Source organism: Nocardia sp. NPDC060259, assembly GCF_042728775.1.
Classification (GTDB): Bacteria; Actinomycetota; Actinomycetes; order Mycobacteriales; family Mycobacteriaceae; genus Nocardia.
On record NZ_JBHXAY010000013.1, the window covers coordinates 42,742 to 67,043 of the forward strand.

At 68.9% G+C, this 24,302-nt stretch carries 23 protein-coding genes and 2 pseudogenes; 16 read left to right on the forward strand and 9 right to left on the reverse strand.

Going from position 1 to position 24,302, the window contains the following annotated elements; all coding sequences use genetic code 11:
- Positions 1-67: 67 nt before the first annotated feature.
- On the reverse strand, positions 68-772 hold the full coding sequence (locus ACFWF2_RS08190; RefSeq protein WP_379305885.1) for a hypothetical protein: 705 nt from the start codon (positions 770-772) through the stop codon (positions 68-70).
- 580 nt (positions 773-1,352) lie between these two features.
- Here ACFWF2_RS08190 and ACFWF2_RS08195 point away from each other — a divergent pair.
- A complete protein-coding gene (locus ACFWF2_RS08195) occupies positions 1,353-1,862 on the forward strand; it encodes a hypothetical protein (protein WP_379305887.1) in 510 nt (169 codons plus the stop codon).
- A gap of 302 nt (positions 1,863-2,164) precedes the next feature.
- On the opposite strand, the pseudogene ACFWF2_RS08200 reads toward ACFWF2_RS08195, so the two are convergent.
- Positions 2,165-2,320: pseudogene (locus ACFWF2_RS08200) on the reverse strand (sigma 54 modulation/S30EA ribosomal C-terminal domain-containing protein); the annotation flags it as partial.
- Between the two features lie 463 nt (positions 2,321-2,783).
- Between ACFWF2_RS08200 and ACFWF2_RS08205 the strand changes: the two are divergent.
- From ACFWF2_RS08205 to ACFWF2_RS08250, 10 genes are all read left to right on the forward strand, one after another.
- On the forward strand, positions 2,784-3,734 hold the full coding sequence (locus tag ACFWF2_RS08205) for a hypothetical protein (RefSeq protein ID WP_379305889.1): 951 nt from the start codon (positions 2,784-2,786) through the stop codon (positions 3,732-3,734).
- A gap of 130 nt (positions 3,735-3,864) precedes the next feature.
- Positions 3,865-5,316 carry a S8 family peptidase gene (locus ACFWF2_RS08210; protein ID WP_379305891.1) on the forward strand — a complete coding sequence of 484 codons (1,452 nt, stop codon included), beginning with the start codon at positions 3,865-3,867 and terminating at the stop codon, positions 5,314-5,316.
- 7 nt (positions 5,317-5,323) lie between these two features.
- Positions 5,324-5,947, forward strand: coding sequence for a 1,4-alpha-glucan branching protein (locus ACFWF2_RS08215; protein WP_379305893.1), 624 nt, complete (start codon positions 5,324-5,326; stop codon positions 5,945-5,947).
- Positions 5,948-5,995: 48 nt separating this feature from the next.
- Positions 5,996-7,201, forward strand: coding sequence for a GNAT family N-acetyltransferase (locus ACFWF2_RS08220; RefSeq protein ID WP_379305895.1), 1,206 nt, complete (start codon positions 5,996-5,998; stop codon positions 7,199-7,201).
- A 55-nt stretch (positions 7,202-7,256) separates the two neighbouring features.
- Positions 7,257-7,544, forward strand: a complete 288-nt coding sequence (locus ACFWF2_RS08225) for a hypothetical protein (protein WP_379305994.1) — start codon at positions 7,257-7,259, stop codon at positions 7,542-7,544.
- 67 nt (positions 7,545-7,611) lie between these two features.
- Positions 7,612-8,217 (forward strand): HdeD family acid-resistance protein, encoded by a 606-nt coding sequence (locus tag ACFWF2_RS08230; RefSeq protein ID WP_379305897.1) that lies wholly within the window; start codon positions 7,612-7,614, stop codon positions 8,215-8,217.
- A 224-nt stretch (positions 8,218-8,441) separates the two neighbouring features.
- Positions 8,442-9,878 (forward strand): three-helix bundle dimerization domain-containing protein, encoded by a 1,437-nt coding sequence (locus tag ACFWF2_RS08235; RefSeq protein ID WP_379305899.1) that lies wholly within the window; start codon positions 8,442-8,444, stop codon positions 9,876-9,878.
- A gap of 274 nt (positions 9,879-10,152) precedes the next feature.
- Complete coding sequence (locus ACFWF2_RS08240) at positions 10,153-11,784, forward strand: TlrC/CarA/OleB/SrmB family ABC-F type ribosomal protection protein (protein ID WP_379305901.1); 1,632 nt, start codon at positions 10,153-10,155, stop codon at positions 11,782-11,784.
- 90 nt (positions 11,785-11,874) lie between these two features.
- The gene (locus tag ACFWF2_RS08245; protein ID WP_379305904.1) at positions 11,875-13,242 is read left to right on the forward strand and encodes an MFS transporter; all 1,368 of its coding nucleotides are present in this window, start codon (positions 11,875-11,877) and stop codon (positions 13,240-13,242) included.
- A gap of 108 nt (positions 13,243-13,350) precedes the next feature.
- Complete coding sequence (locus ACFWF2_RS08250; RefSeq protein WP_379305906.1) at positions 13,351-14,178, forward strand: alpha/beta fold hydrolase; 828 nt, start codon at positions 13,351-13,353, stop codon at positions 14,176-14,178.
- A 39-nt stretch (positions 14,179-14,217) separates the two neighbouring features.
- Here ACFWF2_RS08250 and ACFWF2_RS08255 read toward each other — a convergent pair whose 3' ends face one another.
- Positions 14,218-15,183, reverse strand: coding sequence for a helix-turn-helix transcriptional regulator (locus tag ACFWF2_RS08255; protein ID WP_379305908.1), 966 nt, complete (start codon positions 15,181-15,183; stop codon positions 14,218-14,220).
- A 62-nt stretch (positions 15,184-15,245) separates the two neighbouring features.
- Between ACFWF2_RS08255 and ACFWF2_RS08260 the strand changes: the two genes are divergently transcribed.
- Positions 15,246-16,382 carry an epoxide hydrolase family protein gene (locus ACFWF2_RS08260; protein ID WP_379305910.1) on the forward strand — a complete coding sequence of 379 codons (1,137 nt, stop codon included), beginning with the start codon at positions 15,246-15,248 and terminating at the stop codon, positions 16,380-16,382.
- Positions 16,383-16,388: 6 nt separating this feature from the next.
- On the opposite strand, the gene ACFWF2_RS08265 is transcribed toward ACFWF2_RS08260, so the two are convergent.
- The 3 genes from ACFWF2_RS08265 to ACFWF2_RS08275 are packed head-to-tail and all read right to left on the reverse strand — an operon-like array spanning position 16,389 to position 19,452.
- Positions 16,389-17,945: a multicopper oxidase family protein gene (locus ACFWF2_RS08265; protein WP_379305912.1), complete on the reverse strand. Its 1,557-nt coding sequence runs from the start codon at positions 17,943-17,945 to the stop codon at positions 16,389-16,391.
- A gap of 5 nt (positions 17,946-17,950) precedes the next feature.
- Positions 17,951-18,334, reverse strand: coding sequence for a hypothetical protein (locus ACFWF2_RS08270; RefSeq protein WP_379305914.1), 384 nt, complete (start codon positions 18,332-18,334; stop codon positions 17,951-17,953).
- A complete protein-coding gene (locus ACFWF2_RS08275) occupies positions 18,331-19,452 on the reverse strand; it encodes an amidohydrolase family protein (protein ID WP_379305916.1) in 1,122 nt (373 codons plus the stop codon). Before ACFWF2_RS08275 ends, ACFWF2_RS08270 begins: the two co-directional genes overlap by 4 nt.
- A 176-nt stretch (positions 19,453-19,628) precedes the next feature.
- Between ACFWF2_RS08275 and sigJ the strand changes: the two genes are divergently transcribed.
- The gene (gene sigJ, locus ACFWF2_RS08280) at positions 19,629-20,552 is read left to right on the forward strand and encodes an RNA polymerase sigma factor SigJ (RefSeq protein ID WP_379305918.1); all 924 of its coding nucleotides are present in this window, start codon (positions 19,629-19,631) and stop codon (positions 20,550-20,552) included.
- Positions 20,553-20,570: 18 nt separating this feature from the next.
- Here the strand turns inward: sigJ and ACFWF2_RS08285 are convergent, their stop codons facing one another.
- On the reverse strand, positions 20,571-21,575 hold the full coding sequence (locus ACFWF2_RS08285) for a saccharopine dehydrogenase (RefSeq protein ID WP_379305920.1): 1,005 nt from the start codon (positions 21,573-21,575) through the stop codon (positions 20,571-20,573).
- A gap of 66 nt (positions 21,576-21,641) precedes the next feature.
- Between ACFWF2_RS08285 and ACFWF2_RS08290 the strand changes: the two genes are divergently transcribed.
- Both ACFWF2_RS08290 and ACFWF2_RS08295 read left to right on the forward strand, forming a co-directional pair.
- Positions 21,642-22,250 (forward strand): TetR/AcrR family transcriptional regulator, encoded by a 609-nt coding sequence (locus ACFWF2_RS08290; RefSeq protein WP_379305922.1) that lies wholly within the window; start codon positions 21,642-21,644, stop codon positions 22,248-22,250.
- Between the two features lie 31 nt (positions 22,251-22,281).
- On the forward strand, positions 22,282-22,611 hold the full coding sequence (locus tag ACFWF2_RS08295; RefSeq protein ID WP_379305924.1) for a hypothetical protein: 330 nt from the start codon (positions 22,282-22,284) through the stop codon (positions 22,609-22,611).
- Positions 22,612-22,650: 39 nt separating this feature from the next.
- Here ACFWF2_RS08295 and ACFWF2_RS08300 read toward each other — a convergent pair whose 3' ends face one another.
- Entirely contained in the window at positions 22,651-23,040 is a 390-nt protein-coding gene (locus tag ACFWF2_RS08300) for an SRPBCC family protein (RefSeq protein WP_379305926.1), read from the reverse strand.
- A gap of 185 nt (positions 23,041-23,225) precedes the next feature.
- Between ACFWF2_RS08300 and ACFWF2_RS08305 the strand changes: the two genes are divergently transcribed.
- Positions 23,226-23,837 (forward strand): CGNR zinc finger domain-containing protein, encoded by a 612-nt coding sequence (locus ACFWF2_RS08305; RefSeq protein ID WP_379305928.1) that lies wholly within the window; start codon positions 23,226-23,228, stop codon positions 23,835-23,837.
- A gap of 36 nt (positions 23,838-23,873) precedes the next feature.
- Here the strand turns inward: ACFWF2_RS08305 and ACFWF2_RS08310 are convergent.
- Positions 23,874-24,301, reverse strand: a pseudogene (locus ACFWF2_RS08310) (hypothetical protein).
- Position 24,302 lies beyond the last annotated feature (1 nt).

Consider the following 24,302-nt stretch of genomic DNA (forward strand, 5'->3'; position numbering starts at 1 on the left):
ACCTGAACTCGTCGGCTGACGGCGGAGTTCACGCTTCCGGCGCCGGAACCCACCCGTGAGTCGGACGTCAGACGACCGATGGCCGGTCCAGGCCCGAGTAGAGCGGGCGCCCCTGTTCGACGAGCCGTCGCGCCACCTCGCGGCGGGCATAGTCGCTGCCTTCCGGGTGACTCGCGCAGAAGCGGCCTTCGGCGCGGGTGAGCAGTTTGAGGTTGACCAGCCGGATCGGGGACAGTGGGCCGGTGACCGCGTCCGGGATCTCGGGGTCGGTCAACCCGATCATCACCACCGCCCCATCGTCACTGTCGATGTAGGGGTCCGGCACGTCGGGAAGTTCCACGTACGGCAGGGCCATGGTGAGCAGGCCGGATTGCGCGAGGGTGTCGGTGAACCGGAATCCGAGGTGGGCCACCTGATTCGACACGGCCATCACCACTCTGCCAAGCCAGGACCCCGCGACAGTCATCGTGTCGCTGTCGACGGGCAGATCGGAGGCGATCGCATACACCTCGACCTCGAAGCCGTTGGTGGACTCGTCGTCGTCCCATGTGGTCGGGTCGGCCAGACCGCTGCTGGCCAGCAGGATCGCATCGGTGCGTCGAGTGATCGAATGCGCCTGACGCAAACCGGGCCAGGCGGGTCCGCCCATAAAGGCCGGGTTGATCAACGGTGCGATGACGTCCTGATCGAGGTGCCCCCACGACGTCCACGCCGCTTCGATCCTCGCCCAGGTAGCGGGACCGAATGCCTCGTCCAAACCTGTATCACCCACGGGCACATCCTAATCGCGGTGCGGGCGACATATGGCAGCGGTCACGGCTCGAGCTCACCGCATCGCACTGAGCCCTCCGTTCCCCGAAATATGGAACGCCCCTGGCCGTCGGCACTCTCCGGTCAGCCTTCCCACCCGATGCGTCGAAGAGCGGGACTGGCTATCGCCAGGGAAACTGGCCGACTTCGAATGTCGCCTGTGACTGACACTTCACGCTTCCGGTGCCAGAACCTGAAAGTGTCAGTGCGATGCGTCGTCACGGGATGCCGTAGCATCGGCCGATTTTCGGGCGGATATGGCGTTGATGCAGGTGGCAGCGTTATCGTGCCATCGGGTGGCGTGGTTGGGGCTGCGCCGACCGGCGGTGGGTCGGGGTAAGCGACGGGGTGCTGTTTCAGCCGAGCGCCGCAGCCGACCGCCCGGGGGCTAACCTGCCACTTGGAATACCTCGGCGTGGCAGCAAGAAAGCACAAGAATGCGCGTGACAGCGAAGAAGGGTCGATTCGTCCTCCGATGGGCGGTAGCGGCATCGGTGGTGATGGCACTCGTCGGCTGTGGAGAGTCTCGAGGAACCACGGGTGTGGCGACCAGCGCGCCCGGGATCCCGACGGCCGTCAGTGCACAGCCGCTTGGCATCGGGAGCTTGAACCAACCGTGCTTCCCGCAACCAGGCTTCTATCCGGCGGCGGACGCTTACGTCGGTCCCGCACCGCATCCGGTCGCGGTATTCGACAACGAGTACGGCGCGATCTGGAATACGCCGCTGCAACCTCCCGAGTGGATGAACCAGTCGGACCCGCTCAGATATCAGCTTGTCGTATGTCTGGGAACCAGCCAGGACGGCGGCGAGCTGATCCAGGCCTGCGAATTCGCCGGGGATAAGCGGTTACCGCTGTTCCGTGGGCGATACGTTGCCAAGGTCTACGAGGCGAAGTCGGCAAAGCTGCTGGGCACCGAGGTGATTCTCGGGGACGCTTACCGCGGGTGCCCGATAGTGGTGCGGTTCGCGCCGAACGAGCGGCAATGGCTGTTCTCGAATCCGGACCTGATCGAATTGCAAAGGGTGCTGGGCAAATACGTCTACCGATGAACAGCACGAGTACTGGAGTCGGGGATCAGGCCTCCCGGGGGTTCCGGTAGAAGCGGCGCGGAAACAACGGATTTGGTGTAGTTAGTGGTCAGGCCATCAGCTCGGGGGATGGTGGTGGGCGGTCGAGGTGGCGGTAGACGGTTTTGCGGGTCAGCTACACCCGCGCAGCCATGTTCGCCCATGACCGACCAGCCGAGGCGTGGGACGGGATCGATGCTGTCGGCTTCGTAGGTCACCACAACACCGGAGTTGCCGCACACGGCGGTGGTCAGTGTCGAGGAACGCCGCCGGCGGCTGCTCCGATGTTGGCGTGCCAGGCGCACACCGAGCGGACCAGCCCAATAGACAATCGCGCCTTCGCCTGTCTCAGCGTCGGTGAACAAGTGAGCGTCGTAGTCCATGGCGTCCATGACCCGCACCGCGGTCTCGACACTCGCGGTGGTCAGCGCACAGCGTTTGGCGTTAGGTGTGGCATCCGTACCAGGCCTTGCGTGTCGGCGCTGTTGTGGACGCCCGTACCACCGAGCACAGTTTCCGCGGCCTTCCGTTGTAGATACGTAGCGTTGGTGCCAACCAAACGGAAACGGAAATAATCCGAGGTGTTCGGCAACGAGCTAGGTATCTGACCGCCGATAATGTTCACTTATCGGCGGTCAGCTGGCGACCCTGGCGATTCGAGTCCTCAACGGCCGACACGGTTTTCGTTTCGTCTAATTCGTAGGTATACGACGAAACCAACGTTACGATTCTCCCGTGTCGAGCGTCTGCAACTATCCGGGCTGTGCCCGTCCCATTACCCGCGGCGGTGGCCCGGGTCGTCCGTCCGAGTACTGCGATCACCCGGACCACACACGATGGCGCGCCTGGCGTGAACGGCAACGGTTGCAACAGGAGTCGGAGAGTGCGGGGGATTCCGTCACTGTGACGACTCAGGGGCCGGTGACGGTGGCACGGTTGCGGGCCGACGAGCTGCTCGGTCAGTTCCGTGGGCTCGCCGAACAATTGGGGACCACGCTCAATGCGGCAGTCGTGGAGCTGCAGACACTGGGGGACCCGTCGGTGGCGGAAGCGCAGGTCCAGGCGGTGCAGGCGGATGCAGCGCGGCGGATCGCCGAGGCCGAGATGGCTACCGTCACTGCCGAACAGGCGCGACGGGACGCCGAGGAAGGGCGGGCACTGGCCGAATCGGTGGCGCAGGAGGCGGCGCTCGCCGCCGAAGAAGCCGAACAGGCGGTGACGGAAGCGCTCGCCGCCAGGGATGAAGTACTGGCCTCGGTGGAGCAGCTGAGCAAACAGGCGGCCGACGACGTCTTCGCCGCGCGCAGCGAGGCCGAAGCCGAAGTGCGCGCCGCGCAACGGAAAGCGGACGACGAGATCGATACCGCACGGCAGCACGCGGCCGACAGCATCGCACGCGTCCAGCAGCAGGCCGATGCCGAGGTCGCGCACCAACGACGGGATGCCGAAGCGCGGATCGCCGCCGCGAACGCCGAACGGGATCTGGCGATCCAACGGGCCGCCGACGCCGACCGCGCCACCGAACGCGCCGAACAAGCCACCGCCGAACGGGTGGAAGCCGCGGCCGAAGCCCGCGAGGAATGGCGCCGCGCTCGGACCGAACTCGACACCACCCGAACCGAACTCGACACCACCCGCGCCGAGCTCGCCGAGCTTCGCCGCACCACCGCGGCGGAGGCCGAACAACGGCGCGTCGAATCGGCGGCCGCGCTCGACCAACTGCGGACCGAGACCGCGCAACGATCGGCCGCGCTGGACGACGCCCGTCAGCAGACCCTCGCGCGCGCCGAACGTGCCGAACGTCAACTCGACGAACTGCTGGCGAGCCGGACGCGACAACCTGCGGGCGAGTGACCACCGACGCCTGCGAATCGAGGCCGATCTGCTCGGTGCGACCAGGTTCGCGGCGGGGGTCGGGCGTGTCGCGAATCCGGTTGTGGCGCAACGGTGGCGGCTCGGCCCGGCGCACTGTTCACTGGTAGCCATGGCTTCCACCGCTCGACCCAGCAGGCAGCGGCGACCAGGGGTGCCCGGCCCCGCGGTCTCGCCGGCCGAACTGGTCGTCGTCACCACGCCGACCGCCACCGAGATCACGCCGATCGCGCTGCGTGAGAACCGTTCCGTGCGCACCCACGTCGACGAACTGCTCCCCGCCGACGCGCACCTGGTTCCGATCTTCGGTCCGGAAAACCGGCTGGCGGCGAGACTGGCCGACACACCGCAGGCCGCGGTCGCCGGGGAGTACCTCAGCTACTACTCGGTGCGTGGTGCGGTGAGCGATCTCGCGGCACTCGCGGATCGGCTTCGCCACGACGACACCGTCGCCGCCGCCTATGTGAAGCCCGCGGCCGAACCGCCCCTCGCACCACTGGCCGAGAACACCGTCGCACCGGACGCGCCTGCCGTGACACCCGATTACCGCAGCAGGCAGGGCTATCTGGACGCCGCGCCGACCGGGATCGACGCGGCGTGGGCCCATACCCGGCCCGGTGGGCTCGGCACCGGGGTGCGGGTGATCGATGTGGAGGGTGCCTGGCGATTCACCCACGAAGACCTGCGGCAGAACCAGGGCGGCGTGATCGGCGGAACCTCCTCGGCCGACATCGGCTGGCGCAACCACGGCACCGCCGTCGCAGGGGAGATCAGCGGCGATCACAATGGCTTCGGTGTCACCGGGATCGCGCCCGAAGCTCACATCAGGGCGATCTCGATCTTCGGGACCGGCTCGGCCACCGCGATCCGCTCGGCGGCCGATGCCCTCGACCCCGGTGACGTCCTGCTCATCGAACTGCACCGTCCCGGACCCCGATTCGACTACCGGAGTCAACCCGACCAGCGCGGCTACATCGCCGTCGAATGGTGGCCCGACGATTTCGCCGCCATCCGATACGCCGTCGGCCGCGGCATCGTCGTCGTCGAGGCCGCAGGCAACGGGAACGAGAACCTCGACGATCCCGTCTACGACGCGCGCCCCGGCGACTTTCCCGCGACCTGGCACAACCCGTTCCGCGGCGGCGACACCGACTCCGGCGCCGTCCTCGTCGGCGCGGGCGCCCCACCACCGGGCCTGCACGGCCGCGATCACGGCCCCGCCCGCTCCCGGCTCCCGTTCTCCAATTACGGTGCCCGCCTGGATGTCCAGGGCTGGGGCCGTGAGGTCACCACCACCGGATACGGCGACCTGCAAGGCGGCGCCGACGAAGACCTCTGGTACACCGACGAATTCAGCGGTACCTCGAGCGCATCCCCGATCGTCGTCGGCGCCATCGCCGCCTATCAGGGCATGCGAGCATCCGGTGCGGGCCGCGCCACGCCGGACCAGATCAGGTCCCTCCTGCGCACCACCGGCTCACCACAAACCCCAGCCCCCGGCCGCCCCACCACCCAGCGCATCGGTACCCTCCCGGACCTGCGCGCCATGCTCGGACGGACGTAGCGAACCCATGGCAGTCATCCACCAGACCACCCTCACCCCGAGCAAGCTCGAGCTCATCGCCGCGTGGCTGCCCGGCCGGCAGTGGTACCGAGGCACGACACCCCAGCTCAGCAAGGCCGGCGGATTCCGGCTCGACGACGCCGATGGAGCGGTGGGCATCGAGTTCCTGTTGCTGAGGGACGAGTCGGAAACCGGCTCGGTGTTGTACAGCGTTCCGCTCACCTATCGCGGTGTCCCGATACCCGGTGGCGACGGTGCGCTGCTCGGGACGGCCGAGCACGGCGTCCTCGGTCGTCGCTGGATCTACGACGGCGCGAGTGATCCTGTTGCGGTCGGTGCGGTCCTCGACCTCGTGGCGGGGCGAGTGTCGGCCCAAGCACAGCATCACAGCGACAGCGTCGACACGTCGGTAGCGGTCAGGCAGGCAAAGCTGCCGTCAACCGGTGACGAGATGCGTGGCGCCGTCGACGATGAGACCGGCACTGACGTCTGTGTCGGTGGAATCGTATTGCGCTTCAGCCGTAGGCCGGTCGCGCCGACACCCGGTGTGGTGGGTTCGGTTGCCGCGCCGGTCGCGTCGGCTGACCAGGAGTGGGGGCTGGTCGAGGTGGTGCGGGCGGTGGCCGGCTAGGCGGAAAATGGGATGTGCGGGGGTGGGTGGGCGTGGGATGGTACGGGGATGGCATCGGCGAAGAGCTTCACTGTGCGGTCGGCTACCGGCGAGGATCGGGCCGCGATCATCGGGTTGCAGGAGGCCGGGTTCGGGGTGCGATTCGGAGAGGACGAACACCGGTTCCTGGGGAAGTTGTTTCCGGTCGAGCGGTCGCTGGTCGCGGTCGACGGTGATCGGATCGTGGGGCACACTGTCGATCTGACGATGACGGTGACCGTGCCGGGGGAGCGCACCGTGCAGGCGTGCGGTGTGTCCGGGGTGGCGGTCGCGCCGACGCATCGGCGGCGTGGGATCCTGCGGGAACTGTATGCCGCGCAGCACGAGCGGACCGAGGCCGACGGGCTGCCGCTGACGATCTTCACCGCCAGCGAGGGCACGATCTACGGTCGGTTCGGGTACGACACGGCGATCCTCGCCACCCGAATCTCCATCGATCGGCGGCGGGCCGAATTCCGTTCGACCACACCCGATCCCGGCGGTGTCTCGTTGGTGACGCTCGCCGAGGCCGCACCGCATGTCCAGCAGGTGTACGAGCGCTGGCAGCGGACGGTGCCCGGCGCGCAGGTGCGGCCCGAACCCAAGTGGGACCTGTTCTTCGCCGATGTGGAGCGCCAGCGCGGCGGCGCCACCTCGCTGTTCGCGCTGATCCACCCCGACGGCTACGCCCTGTACCGGCGGCGCTACCACGATCAGCGGTCCGTCGCGATCGTGTGGGAGTACCGGGCCCTCACCCCCGACGCCCACGCCGCGTTGTGGCGGGTGCTGCTCGGCATGGACCTGATCGACGCGGTGGAAGTCGAGATCGCCGACGACGATCCGCTGCCGTACCTGCTCACCGACCCACGGGCCGTTCGGATGACCGATCGCGGGGACGCGCTGTGGGCGCGGCTCATGGACGTTCCCGCAGCCCTGACCGCGCGCACCTACCGCCACGACGTCGACACGGTGCTGTCGGTGCACGATCCGTTCCGGTCGGCGGGCGGCACCTTCGCGCTGCGGATTCGCGACGGCATCGCCGAATGTGAACCCACCACGCGGCCCGCCGAGCTCGGCTTCGACATCAACGTGCTCGGCGCCCTGTACTTCGGCGCGCATCGTGCCAGGAACCTCGCCGCCGCGCATCGGATCCGGGTCGATGTGCCCGCCGCGCTGCGGGACTTCGACGCAGCGTTCACCACCGACCGCGCGCCCGAACTCGGCTGGTTCTTCTGACGCGCCAGCAAAGACGCAGCGTGTGCCCGGTGCCGGACGCGTAGCGTGGGTAGCCGTGGATTCGCGCGAGGTCGATCCTTTGGTTCGGGTGCGTGGCGCCCGAGTCCACAATCTGCGTGATGTCGATGCGGATAGGCCCAGGAATGCCCTGGTCGCGTTCACCGGTGTGTGCGGTTCAGGCAAGTCGTCGCTGGCGTTCGGCACCCTCTACGCGGAGTCGCGGACACCCTCGAGATCCGCTGCCACGACACCACGATCGCCGATGTGCTCGGGGACACCGGAACAGGTCGCGGCCGACACCACCAGCCGGACCGCGCCCTATCTGCGGGATCGGTTGACGTGAACACCTGACGGGCGGCGCGCCCGGGCGAATCTACGGCTATCCGATGGTGCGGGCCTATTGTGGGGCCATGCCCGTGTATGACGGGGAGGGGAAAACGGCGCGTGACCGAACCCGGCAGGCGATGCTGATCGCCGGCGGGTGCTCGGTCGTTCTCGGCATCGCGACACTGCTGTGGCCCGCCCGCAGCCAATCCACGCTGGCCGTCCTGTTCGGCACGTCGCTGCTGCTCAGTGCCGCTATGCAGGTGTATCTGGCGCTGCGGGCGCGGATCGCGTTGCTGCTGCGGGGACTGGTTCTGGTCAGTGCCGCGCTCACCGTCATCCTGGCGATGCTGGCCTTCGAAGGCGGCAACATCGAACTGCTCGCACTGTGGATCGGGATCGGCTGGGCGGTCCGCGGCATCGTGCAGGCGCTGGTCGCGGCCTGGGACGCCGACGTCACCGACGGCTGGCTGCACGAAATCTGCGGACTCGGCACGGCGGCGATCGGGGTCACGATGATCGCCATGAAGTTCCAGACCGTCACCGGGCTGGCCACGGTCACCGGGAGCGCGCTGCTCGTGATCGGCGTGCTGGAACTGCTCGCCGGTGGGATGCTGAACACGGCACTGCGCGCCGCACGGCAGGCGCCGACCGAAACCGCGGTGATCCACCGACCGGCCGCCACCGAATAGAGAGTAGCGAATCCCACACTGGCAGTGCGGGATTCGATGTTTACGCGAACGCCCGGACAACGTGATGTTGCGGGCAGCGGAGCGGGTGCTGAACTCTGCGTGCCAGGCCGTTCACAGCTGGGGCAACTGTGCTGCGCGCCGGTAGCGTGGCCCGCGGCGTGCGCACGGGAGGGCCCGGTCGGCGCGCCGCGTCCGCAGCCCGATGTGAGCCCAGGAGAATTGTGGTGTCGCGTGTAACCCCCGGCGAAGCCGCCGATACCGTCCAGCGTGAAGAGCTGGCCATGCGGCGCATGACCGAGAGTCTGGTCGAAGATCTGTCCGATAACGTCCCCGCCGACCAGGTGACCTCGGCGGTGGGCGCCGCGCATCATCGGTTCGCGGGCAAGCCGATCCGGGAGTTCGTGCCGATCCTGGTCGAGCGGATCGTGCGCACCGAACTCGCCGATCCCGATCCGACCGTCCGGGTGCCCGCGCCCGCGACCACCGTCCGTGCCACCACCCCGGACCCGGACCCGGCACCGGCCACTGCGCCCGAAACCGACGGGGAGCGCAGGAGCTTGGTGAGCAGGCGTGGCGTGCTACCGCTGTCGATCGGTGCGGTCACCGTCGTCGCCGCGGTCGCGGCCGGGGTGATCCTGCTGCCGGGCGGTGCGGACGCACCCGCCGCCGAGACGCCCGTCGCGGCCGCGACCACCGTGCGCGGAGTCGTCGGCTCGGAGAAGATGGCGTTCTTCGAGGATGAGCGCGTGGTGAAGGTGCTCGCCGACAACGGGGTGAAGGTGGAGGTCGAGCCGGCCGGGTCGCGCCAGATCGCGACGACCGTCGACCTCGGTCGCTACGACTTCGCGTTCCCGTCGAGCAGCCCCGCCGCCGAACGGATCCAGCGGCAGCGCAACATCACCGCCAAGTACACGCCGTTCTCCTCGCCGATCGCGATCGCCACCTATCGGCCGATCGCGGACCTGCTGACCGCGGCCGGGGTGATCAAGCCCGGCCCGGTCGCGACCTTTGACATGAACCGGTACCTGGAACTCGCGGGCACCGGCGTGCAGTGGGACGATCTGCCCGGCAACACCACCTACCCGGTCGCCAAGAACATCCTGGTCTCGACCACCGACCCGCGCAGCTCCAACTCCGCCGCCATGTACCTGTCGATCGCGAGCTACGTCGCCAACGACCACACCATCGTGCGCGGCGCCACCGCAGAGCAGCATGTGCTGCCCGCCCTGTCGAAACTGTTTCTCGCCCAGGGCTACACCGACAACAGCAGCGAAGGGCCGTTCACCCAGTACCTCACCAACGGGATGGGCCCGACACCGCTGGTGTGCATCTACGAAGCCCAGTTCGTCGAGGCCGCGGGTGCGGGCCGGATCAAGCCGGACATGGTGCTGACCTACCCGACCCCGACGGTGCTGTCGAGCCACACCCTTGTCCCGCTGACCGGCACCGGTGACGTGATCGGCAAGCTGCTCACCGAGAACCCCGAGCTGCGGCGTCTGGCCGCCGAGCACGGCTTCCGCACCGGCGACAACGCCCAGTTCACGGCCATCGCCACCGAACGGAATGTGCCGGTGCCCGCCGATCTGATCGACGTGGTCGACGCACCCGCCTACGACACACTCGAGCACCTGCTCGACGGAGTCGCGAACTCCTACAACTGATCGACTGCTCACCGAGTGCCGCGCAGCTCCACAGCTGCGCGGCACTCGTGTTTCCAGCCACGGAAAAAGGGATGGCGAACCGAGCGGACTGTCGTTATGGTCGGAGACCTCATGGGTATCGGTTTCCTGTTCTTGTGATCGCGCCGAACGCGTAGAGCTGAGCTCCGCGTTCCGCCACCGCACGCCACCCCGCTCGGCCGCGTGCGTTCCCTCGATCCAGCCCCGGCACGGGGCCTTTCGTGCGGCCTCGCGCGGGCCGAGAACAGGAGCTGACATGACCAGCACCGCCCAACTCACCCTCCACGACGTGACCAAGCGCTACGACGCCACCACCGTTTTGGACACCGTGTCGTTGTCGATCGCACCCGGTGAAACGGTCGGCGTGATCGGCGAGAACGGTTCAGGCAAGTCGACCCTGCTGCGGCTGCTCGCCGGTGCCGAACAGCCCGACAACGGCAGCGTGATCGTCTCGGCGCCCGGCGGCATCGGCTATCTCCCACAGGTACTCGAACTGCCCGGCACCGCGACCGTCGCCGCGGCCATCGATCACGCACTGGCCGACCTGCGGGCACTCGAGGCACAGCTACGCAGCACCGAACAGCAACTGGCACACGGGGATCCGGCACTGCTCGACGACTACGCGGCATTGCTCGCCCGGTTCGAAGCACGCGACGGCTACCTGGCCGACGCACGCGTCGACATCGCCCTGGCCGCGCTCGGGCTGCCCGGACTCGACCGGGACCGCCCGCTCTCGACCCTGTCCGGCGGGGAGAAGGCCCGGCTCGCGCTGGCGGCGACGCTGGCCTCGGCGCCGGAACTGCTGTTGCTCGACGAACCGACCAACGACCTCGACGACGCCGCGGTCGCCTGGCTCGAACAGCAGCTGCGCGCGCATCGGGGCACGGTCGTCGCGGTGACCCACGACCGGGTGTTCCTGGAACGGATCACCAGCACCATCCTCGAAGTCGAGGCCGGGCAGGTGGCCCGGTTCGGTGACGGATACGCCGGCTACCTGGCGGCGAAAGCGGCCCAACGGCGCAGGGCCGCACAGGAATACGCGGACTGGCGGGCCGAACTGGCCCGCAGCAGGCGACTGGCCGCATCGAACGTGATCCGGCTCGAAGCGATTCCGCGGAAGCTGCCGCTGGCCGTGTTCGCCGCCGGACCGTTCCGGGCGCGGGGGCGCGGGCACGGTGCGATGTCGCGCATCCGCAATGCCAAAGAGCGGGTAGCGCGGCTCCATGCCGATCCGGTGCCGGCGCCGATCGATTCGCTGGAATTCCATGCGACGGTGCCGACCACGATCGAGGCCGCGTCGACGGGGCCGGTCGCCGAGCTGACCGGCGTCCGCGTCGACGATCGTCTCACGCTGCCCGCGCTGCGCGTCGAACCCGGCGCGCGGTTGCTCGTGACCGGGCCGAACGGCGCGGGCAAGACCACCCTGTTGCGAGTACTCGCCGGTGACTTGCAGCCTGATGCCGGGACCGCGCGGATCACCGGCAAGGTGGGCTGGCTGCGGCAGGAACCACCCCGCTACCCGGCGTCGGCGACCGTCCTCACCGCGTTCGCCACCGGCAGACCGGGCCACCCCGACGACCACGCGGACACCCTGCTCGACCTCGGCCTGTTCCGTCCCACCGAAATCGCGCTGCGGGTCGGTGAGCTGTCCCACGGGCAGCGCAGGCGCATCGAGATCGCCCGCCTGGTCACCGAACCCGCCGACCTGCTGCTGCTCGACGAACCGACCAACCATCTCGCCCCGGCGCTCGTCGAGGAACTCGAGCAGGCGCTCGACGACTTTCGGGGCGCCCTGGTGATCGTCACCCACGACCGGCAGTTGCGGCGCCGGTTCACCGGGGACCGGATGGCGTTGCGGGAAGGGAAGGTGGCCGCGGCGGCCGCCTAAGTTCGGCCGAATTTGCTGTTCCGGCAACGATTCTGGTCAATCCGCATGCGCGGTGGCGATACTCGGGCCTTCATCCGAGGAGGACAGCCCATGCTCGACACCCGCACGCGCGCCACGGTCGGCGCCGTTCACCCCTGGACGGTGCTGGCCGTGTGCTCGCTGAGCCTGTTCGTCGTCGGGCTCGACGCGACCATCGTCACCGTCGCCCTGCCCGCGATCGCCGACGGCGTGCGCGTCGGCACCCAGGGGCTGGAATGGATCGTCGACGCCTACACCCTGGCGCTGGCGAGCTTCCTCATCACCTCCGGCGCGCTCGCCGACCGGTTCGGCAGGCGCCGCGTATTCCGGCTCGGGCTGGTCGTCTTCGGTGTCGCGTCGGCGGCGTGCGCGATCGCCCCGACGGTCGAGGTGCTGATCGCGGCCAGGATCGCCCAGGGCATCGGTGGCTCGATGCTGAGCCCGGTGGCGCTGGCGATCGTGGTGGCCACGATCACCGATCCGCGGCAGCGCGCCAGGGCGATCGGGGTGTGGGCAGCGGTGTTCGGGCTGAGTATGGCGGTCGGGCCGACGCTCGGTGGCGCGCTGGTGGACTGGTTCGGCTGGCGATCGGTGTTCTGGATCGCGGTGCCGGTCGTGGTCGTCGCCCTCGCGCTGACGATGGTGGTGGTGCCCGAATCCCGGGGGCAGCGTCCGCGGCGGATCGACGGTGCGGGGCAGGTGCTGCTGGTCGTGGTCGTCGGCGCGGTGATCACGGTGCTCATCGAAGGCCCGCGGATCGGCTGGACGTCGACCGCGGCGATGCTGGGCTACCTCGGCATCGGTGTGGCGGCAGGCGGATTCGTGTGGGTCGAGGGCAGGGCGGCCGAACCGTTGATGGATCTGCGGCTGTTCCGGCGGCCGCCGTTCACCGCCGCGGTGGCCGGCGCGGTCGTCGTGTTCGTCGCGCTGACGACGACCTTGCTGTTGAGCACCTGGCATCTGCAGCTCGAGCGGGGCATGAGCGCGGTCGCGGCGGGCGCGATCACGCTGCCGTTGGCGGTGGCCGCGACGGTGTGCGCACCGCTGTCGGGAGTGCTCGTCGGGCGCGTCGGTGCCCGGCCGCCACTGCTGCTGGCGGGCGGATTCCTCACCGCCAGTGGGCTGTTGACCGCCGCGGCAGGGACGGACACGGCGGTACTCCTGGTCGCCCTCGGTCTCGTCGGCATCGGATTCGGATTCGCCAACGCGCCCATCACCAACACCGCGGTGAGCGGACTGCCCGCCGACCGGGCCGGAGTCGCGGGCGGCATCACCTCCACCGCTCGGCAGGTGGGCGCGGCGGTCGGTATCGCGGTGGCGGGCGGGCTGATCGCCGCGCCAGATCCGATCGACGGCGCGCGGGTCGGGTGGTCTGTGGTGGCGGCGTGCGGTCTTCTGGTGCTCGTCCTCGCCCGACTTGCCCCGGCGAAATCATCCTGACCTGCGGAGTCGGCTGTCGCGAAAATGTTTTCGCGGGCGAGCGATGAGTTCCCGGATCGGCCACCGTCTCAATGAGTGCTACCTGTAGCCGAGATCCGGGAGAGTCTGATGACCGCCAGCTCCGCCATCATTACCGGCACCCTCGTGGTGCCCGATGCCCGCCTGTACTACGAGGTCCGCGGGACGGGACCGCTGTTCGTGCTCGTCGGTGCGCCGATGAACGCCGCCGCGTTCGCGCCGCTGGCCGAACAACTCGCCACCACCAACACCGTGCTGACCACCGACCCACGTGGACATTTCGCCAGCCCCCTCGACGACCCGCAGCAGGATTCGACGGTGCTCGCCCGCGCCGACGACCTCGCCCGGCTGATCACCCACCTCGACGCCGGTCCGGCGGTGGTGTTCGGTTCCAGCGGTGGCGCCGTCAGCGCGCTGGCGCTCGCCCAGACCAGTCCCGACCTGGTCACCACCGTCGTCGCCCACGAACCGCCGCTGCGTGAGCTGCTGTCCGACGCGGCGGACCAGCGCGCCGTCACCGAGGGCATCATCGCCACCTACGACTCCGGCGACGTGCTCGGCGCGTGGCGGAAATTCTTCGCCCAGACCGGTTTCGCGATCCCGGACGCGCAGGTGCAGCGAATGTTCGGCGGTGACCGCGACCCACGACAGGTCGACAGCGAACGCCACTGGTTCGACCATGAACTGCGTGCCACCACCAGCTGGGTGCCCGACCTGGCACTGCTGCGCTCCGCGCCCACCCGCGTGATCGTCGGCATCGGCGCAGACTCGACCGGGCAGTTCTGTGACCGCACGTCGCGAGAGCTGGCGGCGGCATTGGGGATCGAGCCGGTGTTGTTCCCCGGTGATCACACCGGATTCGTCGGTGGGCCGGCCGCGTTCGCCGCCCGCCTGCAGGAAGTCCTCGACGAGCCGTGAGAGGTGCTGGGGCAGGGCGTCGTCGGCGGGCAGTCGGTGCTAGTCGGCATCCGGTGCATCGATCGCGGCACGGCAGCGGTCACTCAAACTGCGCAGTGCCGTGACGAGTTCGGGTGGGCCGGTGACGGTGAAATCGGTGTCCAGCGCGGTGATCATCCAGGCCAGCGAGGCAGGGGAGTCCGCGCCGAGATGCAGCAGACAGGACTTGTCGTCGACCGGTTCGAGAACACCGGTACCGGGCCACAGACGTTCGGCTATCTCGGTGGCAGGCCGGTGCAAGGTGACGACGGTGCGCCACGGCCACGACGCGCTCGAGAGCCTGCGCGACAGATACGTGGCCGCGTCACCGCCGGGCAGTGGGCGCGGGGTGAAGCGCGGGCCGGTCGGGATCCGCGGACGCAGCCGGTCGACGCGGAACGATCGCCAGTCCGCCCGGTCGACGTCCCAGGCGACCAGATACCAGTGCCTGCTGACATTGACCAGCGAGTCGGGTTCGGTGTCGCGCACGGAGATACGGCCCGTGTGATCGGTGTAGTCGAACCGCAGGCGTTCCTGCCGCCGGCACGCGTCCGCGATCGCCAGCAGCCTCTCCGACGGCACACGCGGTGCCTCGGCGGCGACGCGCACCATCGACTGCTGCAGGGTGCTCAACCGGTGACGCAGCCGCGACGGCAGCACCTGTTCCAGCTTGGCCAGCGCCCGCAGCGAGGCGTCCTCGATGCCGGTGACGGTGCCACCCGAGGTGGTCCGCAGACCGACCGCGACGGCCACCGCCTCCTCGTCGTCGAGCAGCAGCGGCGGCATCGACGCACCGGCGCCCAGCCGATAGCCCGCCGTTCCCTGCAAGGCCTGCACCGGATAGCCGAGCCCACGCAGCCGTTCGATATCCCGGCGCACCGTGCGTGCCGTGACGTCGAGCTTGGTGGCGAGCTCGGCGCCGGACCACGCGCGGTGGGTCTGCAACAGCGACAACAGGCGAAGCAATCGGGCCGACGTTTCGGACATGCCTCCAGAATGCCCGCAGCTTAGGTCCGATTCCGGCCTAAGCGGTTCGTAGCGTGGTCGGCATGAGCGACATCCACCCCTTCCGGATCGATATTCCGCAATCCGACCTCGACGATCTGCACGACCGCCTCGCCCGCACCCGCTGGGCCGAGGACCTGCCCGAGACCGGCTGGACCTACGGCCTGCCCACCGCCTACCTGCGTGGTCTCGCCGACTACTGGCGCACCGGTTTCGACTGGCGCGCCGCCGAAGCCGCGCGCAATGCCCGGCCCCAGTTCGTCACCGACATCGACGGGCAGCGCCTCCATTTCACCCATGTCCGCTCACCCGAATCCGGCGCGCTGCCGCTGGTCCTCGTGCACGGGTGGCCGTTCACCGATTTCGCCGCGACGATCGGGCCGCTGACCGACCCCCGCGCCCACGGCGCAGACCCACGCGACGCCTTCGACGTGGTGATCCCGACCCTGCCCGGTTTCGGCTTCTCCGGTCCCACCCGACAGCAGGGGCAGGCCGCCACCGAACGATCAGCGGTCCTGATCGCGCAGCTCATGAGCAGACTCGGCTACTCCCACTACGGGGCGCAGGGCAGCGATGCCGGGTCGTTCATCGCCCCGCACCTGGGCCGCATCGACACCGACCATGTCGCCGGGGTCCATCTCAATGCCGCGATCACCATTCCCGCCTGGGACGACGACGGCGCGGGCTACTCCGCACAGGATCAGGAAAAGCTTGCCGCACTCCAGGATTGGAGCGGCAACGAGACCTCCGCCTATGCGAGCGTGCACAGCACCCGCCCGCAGACCCTGGCCCACGCGGTGACCGACTCACCCGCGGGACTGCTCGGCTGGGTCGTCGACGTCGTCAACACCTACAAGGATCCCGCCGCCGCCCTGCCCGAGGACTCGCTCGATCGCGACGCGCTGCTCGCCGAGGTCGCGATCCTCTGGTTCACCGGCACGGCAGGTTCCTCGATGCGCCTGTACAAAGAATCCCAGCAGTGGGGCGCCGACCTGCCCAGCTCCGGCGTGCCAACCGGCATCGCGGTCTTCCCCGGTGACAGCACAATTCGCGGTATCGCCGAGAAACAGAACAACCTGGTGCGCTGGAGCGAATTCGACCGCGGCGGGCATTTCGCGGCGATGGAGGCGCCCGATGTGTTCGTCGGCGATGTGCGGGAATTCTTCCGGCCGTTGCGCTGACCGCTCTCACCGCACCTGGAAGTCGGCCATCATCGCCATGTCCTCGTGTTCGAGATTGTGGCAGTGCAGCATGAACGGGCCCGCGTAATCGGTGAAGCGGACCGCGACCGTCACCATCTCGGCGGGCCGGACGTCGACAGTGTCCTTCCAGCCCGCGTCGAACGGCCCTGGTGCCCGGTTGTTGCGGGCGATCACCTGGAACGGGTCCAGATGCACATGCACCGGATGGTGGAAATCGGTGATGAACCGCCAGATCTCGACGGTGCCGCGGCGCGGGTCCGCCAGCGCCCGGCCCGGTTCGTAGGGAGCGCCGTTGACAGTCCAGCCGTCGGGGCGCAGCTGGAACAGGAAGGTGCGTTCGGCGACGGCGGTAGCCGGGTCCAAGCGCTCGAGGTCGGTGAGCCGGTCCGGGACGGCGGTGTCATCCTGGACAGGTGGTCCGCTGACGTCGAAGCGCAGGACATCGGCCGCCGAACCGGTGCCGAGGGTGTTGCGGAGCCGGACCTCGGTGCCGGGCGGGTAGGCGGCGAAATCGATGACGACGTCGAACCGTTCGGCGGGAGAGATGTCGAGGTGCCGGTGCCGGATCGGGTGGTCGAGCAGGCCGCCGTCGCTGCCGATCTGCACGAATCCACCGCCGGGAACAGCGGGTTCGAGCGCGAGCCGGTACCGGCGCGCATTGGAGGCGTTGAGGAGCCGGAACCGGTAGCGCACCGGCGCGACCCGCAGCCGCGGCCACGGTGCACCGTTGACGAGGATCACGTCGCCCAGCACTCCGTTCATGTACCGGTCGGTGACGCCGGGGGTGTGCAGGGACGGGTCGAGGAGCGGATAGGCGAACGATCCGTCAGCGGCGAAGGACCGGTCGCTGATGCACAAGGGAATGTCGCGGTCACCGCGCGGCAGCGGCAAGGCGTCCTCGACATCGTCACCGATCAGGTGGAACCCGGCGAGGCCACGCCAGACGGCCGGACCGGTGAACCCATGCCGGTGGTCGTGGTACCAGAGCGAGGCCGCGCGCTGTCTGTTCGGATACAGGTAGGTGCGTTCACCGTGTGCGACCGAGCCGGTGGCGGTGATGAGCCCGTGCCCGTGGCTTCGGGCAGGGGTGCCGGTCGCACCGACCGGCAGCACCACATCCATCGGATAGCCGTCGCTGTCGGCCGGTGTGTGTCCGCCGTGCAGGTGCACCACCGTCGGATGGGGGAGTTCGTTGCGGTGGCGCACGGCGGTGGCACGGCCCGACCGTGCCCGGATGGTCGGGCCGGGGAAGGTGCCGTGATAGGTCCACGCCTCGGTCCGCAGTCCGGGCAGGATATCGAGATGGGCGCTCTGCTGGACGATGTCGTAATAGTCGGTGGTCGCGTCGGCGCGCACAGGCCGCAGCACCGCCGGGATCGGCAACTCCGTGTGGAACGGACGCGGCACCGGTGTGGCGCTGGGTAGCAGCACACCCGGCTGACCAGGTGCCGTGATCCGTGGGACGCCCACCCAACCGGCCGCACCGAGCGCCGCGGCCGCACCGACACCGGCTCCCGCGCGCAGCAATCCCCGCCTGCTCATGCCACTCACCGCTGCCACCGCCACGCCCAGCTCACCAGCAACGCCGTTCCGATCGCCAACCCGACCGCCAGCGGAATGTGCACCGCGAGTACTCGCTGCTCACCGAGCGGGATGAGCGCCGCACCGATCAGCGCCTGGACCACCGCGGTGCGCGCCGGCCATGCCGGACCACCGCCCCATCGCCACAACAACACCGCCGAGATCAGCTGGAGCAACAACACCATCGCGACCAGGCCGCCGTTGCGGCTGTGCAGTGCCAATGCCTCGAAATGTCCGGCGAGGAAACCACCGGCCAGGGCTGCCTGGGCGAAGACGAGCACCGCCGCGACGGTCGCTGTGGTCCGGAACAGCGCCACCGGCCAGGTGTAGGCGGTCTCGGCCGCGGTCATCGGGCCTGCCGCACGCCGCGCCGCCACACCTCGGTGATCGCGAGGGTGGCGGTGATGTCGATGGTCGGATCTCCGTCGACGAGCAGCAGATCGGCGCGCAGGCCGGGAGCTATCCGGCCGCGATCGGTCAGCCCGAAACGGCAGGCGGGTCTGCTGGTCGCGGCGGCGAGCACCTCCGGTGGGGTCAGTCCGGCCTCGGTCAACAGCACCAGTTCGCGATGCAGCCCGGTGCCGTGAGCGGGGACGAACGGCGTGGCGTCGGTGCCTGCCAGCAGTGCCACTCCAGCGCCGTGCAGGGCGCCTGCGACACGCATCGCGTCGTCGAAGGACCCCGGCACAGCGCAGTCGGCGACGTTCTCGCGGCCCTGGGTGATCGCCTCGAAGTAGGCAAGGGTGCTCACCACGAAGATGTCACGGTCCAGGATCTGTGCGATCAGATCTGCGGTGCGCGAAGAGAAGTCGGTCCACACGTGTGCGAGACCGTCGACTCCCGCGGTCAGCGCGATCTGTACCTCGGCCTCGGTGACGGCATGTGCAATCACCGGCAAACCCGCCGCGTGCGCTTCGGTGACCAGTGCGCTCGCCGTAGCCGCGGACAACGGCGGCAGCTCGAGCCCGTGGACGGCGCCGTCGTCGATGACGATCTTCAGATAGTCGGCCCCTTCGGCGAGTCTGGCCCGCACGAACTCACCCGCCTCGGCCGGATCCGTGATGGTGTCGAACAGGGCGACATCGAGTTCGGCGACCCCCGGCACCGCCAGCAGCTGACTCGGATGACCACCCGGCGCGGTCGCCAGGGTGCCCGCGCTCCGGAAGTCGGCGAGATCGTCGCGCCGGTCCGCCGCAGCCCGCTGCTCGGCCAACCGCGCCGGGAGACAGAACATGTCGAGTTCGGTGGTGACGCCGTAGGTGAGGGCGCGGGCAAGGTCGCCGGTGTCGAAGGTGTGGGTGTGGGCGTCGATCAAGCCGGGCAGCAGGGTGCGGCCGGTGCCGTCGACGATCACGTCGGCGGGGCCGTCGTCCTCGGCGACGATTCGATCGCCGTCGACGAGGACCGAGGTGCGGTCGAGGATGTGTTCGCCGTCGAAGACACGGACGTCACGGATACGGGTGCGCATGGCAACCTCCAGGTGGGAGAAGCAGATTCGCCAACAAGGAGTGGAACCGGATCGTCGACTGTGACAGGCGAACAGCGTGCGCGTGGGATGGATCACACGCACGGGCACCCCTGTCACATATCAGGCGGCCGCGCACCTCTCTGTAGCGACACCTTTCCGCTCCGAAGGAGGACACCGTGGCCGAACACAGCGATGACACCGCCGACTCGACCGACGTTTTCGTGAACCACCGCGAACTGCTGTTCTCGGTGGTCTACAACATGCTCGGCACCGTCGCCGACACCGAGGACGTCCTGCAGGAGGTGTGGCTGGCATGGGCGGCGCGAGCGCGCGGAAACCGCATCGACAACCCCCGCGCCTACCTGACCCGGATCGCGGTGAACCAGGCGCTGGCCCGGCGCGCCGCCGTCAGCCGTCGACGCGAAGACTATGTGGGCCAATGGCTTCCCGAACCACTCGTCGACGACGCACCCGAGGACGACGGAGCCGCCGCGGTCGTGCGGACCGAGTCGTTCTCGATGGCGATGCTGGTGGTCCTGGAATCACTGACCCCGCTCGAACGCGCCGTGTTCGTCCTCAACGAGGTCTTCGCCTACCCGCACACCGAGATCGCCGCCATCGTCGACCGCTCGCCCGCGGCGGTCCGCCAGCTCGCCCACCGCGCCCGCGCGCACGTGCAGGCCCGCAGGCCACGCACCCAGGCGGACCCCCGGGTCTGCCGCGCGGTGACCGAACGGTTCGTCGCCGCCGCGATGGGTGGTGACCTCGAGGAACTGCTGGCCGTACTGTCCCCTGACGTCACCCTGTGGACCGACGGCGGCGGCACCGGACCCGCGACCAGCCTGCGCCCGGTGCACGGGCGAATGCCGGTGGCGCAGGTGTTTCTTGCCGTCGCCGCCGGGGGCCTCGACGGCTACCGGGTCGGGTGGCGGACCGTCAGTGGCGACCCGTGCGCGGTCGTCTTCGACGGCGACGCGCCATTGGCTGTCGTCGTCCTCGACGTCGCCGCCGACGACACCGTGGTCGGCGTCTACTCGGTCACCAACCCCGCGAAACTCACCCACCTGACCCCCGCCGGCCCCGGCATGCTCGGGTCATGACCCAGGCGGTTCTCCCGCTCAGCCTGCATCGACGAGGACGGCTCCCACCTCGGCCATCCGCTGCGCGGCATAGCCGGGATCGATCAACGCCTCCGGCGTGTAGGTACCGGGGCCGACCTCGTCACCGCGCAGTCCGAGCAGTCGTTCGACACCGAGAGCGACTCCGAGCGCGGTCAACGGCCGCTGCCCGGCCGGATGGACGAGGTAGCGGCTCCTGCGCTGCGGCGCTCCCGCCGCGTCGATTCCGTGCAGGTCGATGCCGATTTCGATCGAGGCGGGTTCTCCCCTGCGCCTGCTCGGGGATTCCCCGACCGCCAGGTCGACCCGGACATCGGGCGCCCCGGTCGCCATCGCCAGGCTCGGCACGTCGAGGATCGGGATGCTCTGTCCCGTCAGACTGGTGCCGTCGACAGTGCGCACCTCCACCTGGGCATCCTCGGCAGCGAGCCAGGTGAAGATCCCGTCGCGGCGCACCAGGCCCGCCGAGGTGACGGCGTACCAGCGTTCGAGATCGGCGACACCGGCGGGCCCTCCCGTGTCGGTCTCATCGAGCACGGCGGCGAGCCGGACGCTGTCGATCCGGTCGAACTCCCGCGCCTCGTGCAGTGCCGCGAGCACCGCGAGGCCGGCGAGGAAGTGGCTCGCCACCAGAATCGGTGCGGTGCTTGCCCGTTGGGCGCCCGTGACGACTTCCGGTCCGATATCGAACAGTCCACTCGAGATGCTGAGGTACGGCAACCCGTGGTCCTGGGCATAGCCCAGTCCGTTGAGCCGGTCGTCCCACAGCGTTGCGACCACTGCCGAGTAAGCCGCCTCGGCAGGCAGACCGAGATCGCGCCGCCGCAGATCGACAGTCACGGCGTTCGCGGTGCCGAGTGAGTCGGCGACCCGCTGCGCGCGGTCCAGATCGCGGCCTGCGATCGTGAGCGGCAGCGTCGGGTGCCAGCGACGCAGCAGGGCCGCTGTGTCGGAACCGGCTTGTCCGGAACCGCCCAGCATCAGGACGGAGGGTGAATGCGCCATGGTGATTTCCTCTCCCAGCCACTAAGCTACATTTTGTAACCTACTCTTTGTAGCTAAACTGGTGGCATGACGCAAGGGAGGACGATGCCCGCACGATCACCTCGGTTGTCCAAGGCGGCCCGGCGCGAACAACTGCTCGACACCGCGCTGACGACGGTGCGCGAGCACGGCACCGACGGGCTGACCCTCGTCACCCTCGCCGAAGCCGCCGGCGTGAGCAGGCCGATCGTCTACGACCACTTCGGCACCCGCCCCGAACTGCTGCTGGCCCTCTACCGCAGGCTCGACGAACGACACCGCCTCGCCGCGGAGCACGCCGTGCGGGACGCCGAACCCACCGTCGAGGAGATCGCGCGGGTGATGAGCGCCGCCTACTTCGCCTGCGCCACCGACATGCCCGAGTTCGACGCGATCTCCGCCGCCCTGAAAGGCAACCCGGACGTCCAGGCGATCCAGCACGACATGCTCGACAGCTACCGCGACTGGATGGCCACCGCCCTGCTGCCCTACTCGGGCCTGGACGCCGCCGCGCTCCGACTGCGCTGCGTCGCGGTCCTCGGCGCCGCCGAAACCCTGGGCACCGAGCTGAACCGAGGCGCGACAACCGCAGACGAGGCGGTCGCCGCCCTCACCGACCTGATCATCGGCAGCATCGGCGTCGCCCAGCGCCGATGACATACTCTCGCCCCTCGGTAGGATTCGGCGGGTGCCAGATACTTCCGAGATAGCTCGACTCTTCGATCGGCGACTGCGGCAGTGGGGTGCGCCCGGCGATCCGGTGGCGTGGGATGTGTTGCGCGACAGGATCTGTGCCGTGCCCGCACCGGAGACCGCGACGGAGTTCGCGGCGTTGCTGCGGGAGGAGTTCGCCCTCCTGGTGGGTGTCGACATCGACGATGACGCTGCCGAACGCGAGTTCGTGGCCGGTGGCCGGTCGGAAACAGTGCACCTGCCGACGTGGCGCACCATCGTACTGCCGCTGCTGACCACCCGTGCGCGGCAGTTGTACGGGGAGCTGCCGACAGAACGGCCATGACGCCGACGCCGAGGTCAGGCCGGATTCGGTGTGCGAGCTCTACTCCAGGGTCTTCTTGAACAGTTCCAGCACGTGTGCCATAGCGGGGCCCCACTCGGTGGCCAGTTCGGCAGGTAGCACGTCGTGTGTCCATGTGACGGTGCAGTGCCCGTTGTCGCGCGCGGAAACCTGAATCGTCGCGTTGTCGTGTACCGGTCGCGTGGTGTCACCCACGACGGAGAAGACCAACCGCTTGCCGGGGTGGTCGAGGGTAATCAGTCGCTCCCGCAGCGCCGTTCCGCCGGCGAATGTCACCACCCGCACGTCGGGTCCGTCCATTGTGCTGTCGAGGACGAACCCGGGAGCCATCCTTACCGGCCCGTCGGCGAAGTCGGCGAGGATCTGCCACGCCGCGTCCGAATCCGCCGCGATCGCAATCTCTTTGGTCACTGAAGCCATGATGGTCGCCTACTTCCTCTTTCTACTGAGCTACTACCCAGAACTGGTTGCCGTCGGTGTCGGCGAGCACGACCCATCCGTCCTCGTCGAATCGCCGCACCCCCATGATCTAACTGACGTAAAGAATACGGTAGTTACATACCCATCCAACGTCAATAGGTGGTTATGATGGCGTCATGGTGGAACCGCGCCCAGACAACGACCAAGCCGGAACGGCGCCCGGCCAGTTGCGCTGGATCGAAGAGTTCATCAACACCCGCCGCGCCGACCGCGACGACATCGCCTCCCCTGAGCAGCTCGTCGCCTGGCTACAGGAGCGGAATCTGGTCACCGCACCAGCGAACGCCACACCGCAGCACCGGGACCGAGCCGAACAGATCCGAGAGGGACTTCGCGCGCTGATCGCCGGCAACAACGCCGAGCCGGTCGACAGTCCGCGCCCCGACGGTCTGAACCCCACCGCCGGCACCATTTTCGCCCGGCTCGCACCCGCCCTGCCGATGACACTCGACGTCACCGCGCGGCCCCCGCAGCTGATCCCTGCCACCGGCGACCCGATCGATGCCGCATTGACCCGGCTGCTCATCGCCGTCGCCGAGGCGGTTGCCACCAGCACTTGGCAACGGCTCAAAGCTTGCAGGGAACCGAGCTGCCGCTGGGCGTACTACGACCACTCCCGTAACCGCCGTCGCACCTGGTGCTCTATGGACCTCTGCGGCAACCGCGCCAAAGCCCGCAACCACCACCGCCGTTCCAGTGCGCCAGAACCGGCACTGCCGAGATCTTGACGCACAACACAGAGCCGAACAGCCCGGCTCCGGCCCCTACCAGCGACGGACGGTCGCGAGCCAGGCGGGCGTGGCATCGCTGAATCGTGTTCGGAGGCTGTCCGATTCGATGGAGTCGACGCGCCAGTCTTCGTCGGCATCGAAGGGCGCCGACAGTGACTCCCTGCTGACGGGATGGGGTCCGGGGTCGGTGCCGGTGTCGCTGAAGCAGAGAACGTAGAGGGTCCCGCCGTGGTCGAGAACCGAGGCCAGGCTCGCCGCGTAGTCGTGTCGTTCGGTCTCGTCGAAGGTATGAGTACCTCGCCGGAGAATCCGCCCGCCTCGGCCAGCCGCACCACAGCCGGTTGCGGACCGCCGATGTCCCACGGTGCGGGGCCGTCGCGATAGGACGCATCCCACGGCCGCCCCGACTGCCGTTCGTGGCTGGTCGAGGGTCGGCCGCGGAGCGGATCGTCGGAGGGCATG

What these genes read in the sequence shown, in the direction of transcription:
- ACFWF2_RS08230 (WP_379305897.1), top strand. Translation starts at nt 7,612, where the DNA reads ATGCCCGTGTATGACGGGGAGGGGAAAACGGCGCGTGACCGAACCCGG.
- ACFWF2_RS08220 (WP_379305895.1), top strand. Translation starts at nt 5,996, where the DNA reads ATGGCATCGGCGAAGAGCTTCACTGTGCGGTCGGCTACCGGCGAGGAT.
- ACFWF2_RS08260 (WP_379305910.1), top strand. Translation starts at nt 15,246, where the DNA reads ATGAGCGACATCCACCCCTTCCGGATCGATATTCCGCAATCCGACCTC.
- ACFWF2_RS08245 (WP_379305904.1), top strand. Translation starts at nt 11,875, where the DNA reads ATGCTCGACACCCGCACGCGCGCCACGGTCGGCGCCGTTCACCCCTGG.
- ACFWF2_RS08215 (WP_379305893.1), top strand. Translation starts at nt 5,324, where the DNA reads ATGGCAGTCATCCACCAGACCACCCTCACCCCGAGCAAGCTCGAGCTC.
- ACFWF2_RS08305 (WP_379305928.1), top strand. Translation starts at nt 23,226, where the DNA reads ATGGTGGAACCGCGCCCAGACAACGACCAAGCCGGAACGGCGCCCGGC.
- ACFWF2_RS08265 (WP_379305912.1), bottom strand. Translation starts at nt 17,945, where the DNA reads ATGAGCAGGCGGGGATTGCTGCGCGCGGGAGCCGGTGTCGGTGCGGCC.
- ACFWF2_RS08250 (WP_379305906.1), top strand. Translation starts at nt 13,351, where the DNA reads ATGACCGCCAGCTCCGCCATCATTACCGGCACCCTCGTGGTGCCCGAT.
- ACFWF2_RS08210 (WP_379305891.1), top strand. Translation starts at nt 3,865, where the DNA reads ATGGCTTCCACCGCTCGACCCAGCAGGCAGCGGCGACCAGGGGTGCCC.
- ACFWF2_RS08255 (WP_379305908.1), bottom strand. Translation starts at nt 15,183, where the DNA reads ATGTCCGAAACGTCGGCCCGATTGCTTCGCCTGTTGTCGCTGTTGCAG.
- ACFWF2_RS08240 (WP_379305901.1), top strand. Translation starts at nt 10,153, where the DNA reads ATGACCAGCACCGCCCAACTCACCCTCCACGACGTGACCAAGCGCTAC.
- ACFWF2_RS08290 (WP_379305922.1), top strand. Translation starts at nt 21,642, where the DNA reads ATGACGCAAGGGAGGACGATGCCCGCACGATCACCTCGGTTGTCCAAG.
- ACFWF2_RS08270 (WP_379305914.1), bottom strand. Translation starts at nt 18,334, where the DNA reads ATGACCGCGGCCGAGACCGCCTACACCTGGCCGGTGGCGCTGTTCCGG.
- ACFWF2_RS08285 (WP_379305920.1), bottom strand. Translation starts at nt 21,575, where the DNA reads ATGGCGCATTCACCCTCCGTCCTGATGCTGGGCGGTTCCGGACAAGCC.
- ACFWF2_RS08275 (WP_379305916.1), bottom strand. Translation starts at nt 19,452, where the DNA reads ATGCGCACCCGTATCCGTGACGTCCGTGTCTTCGACGGCGAACACATC.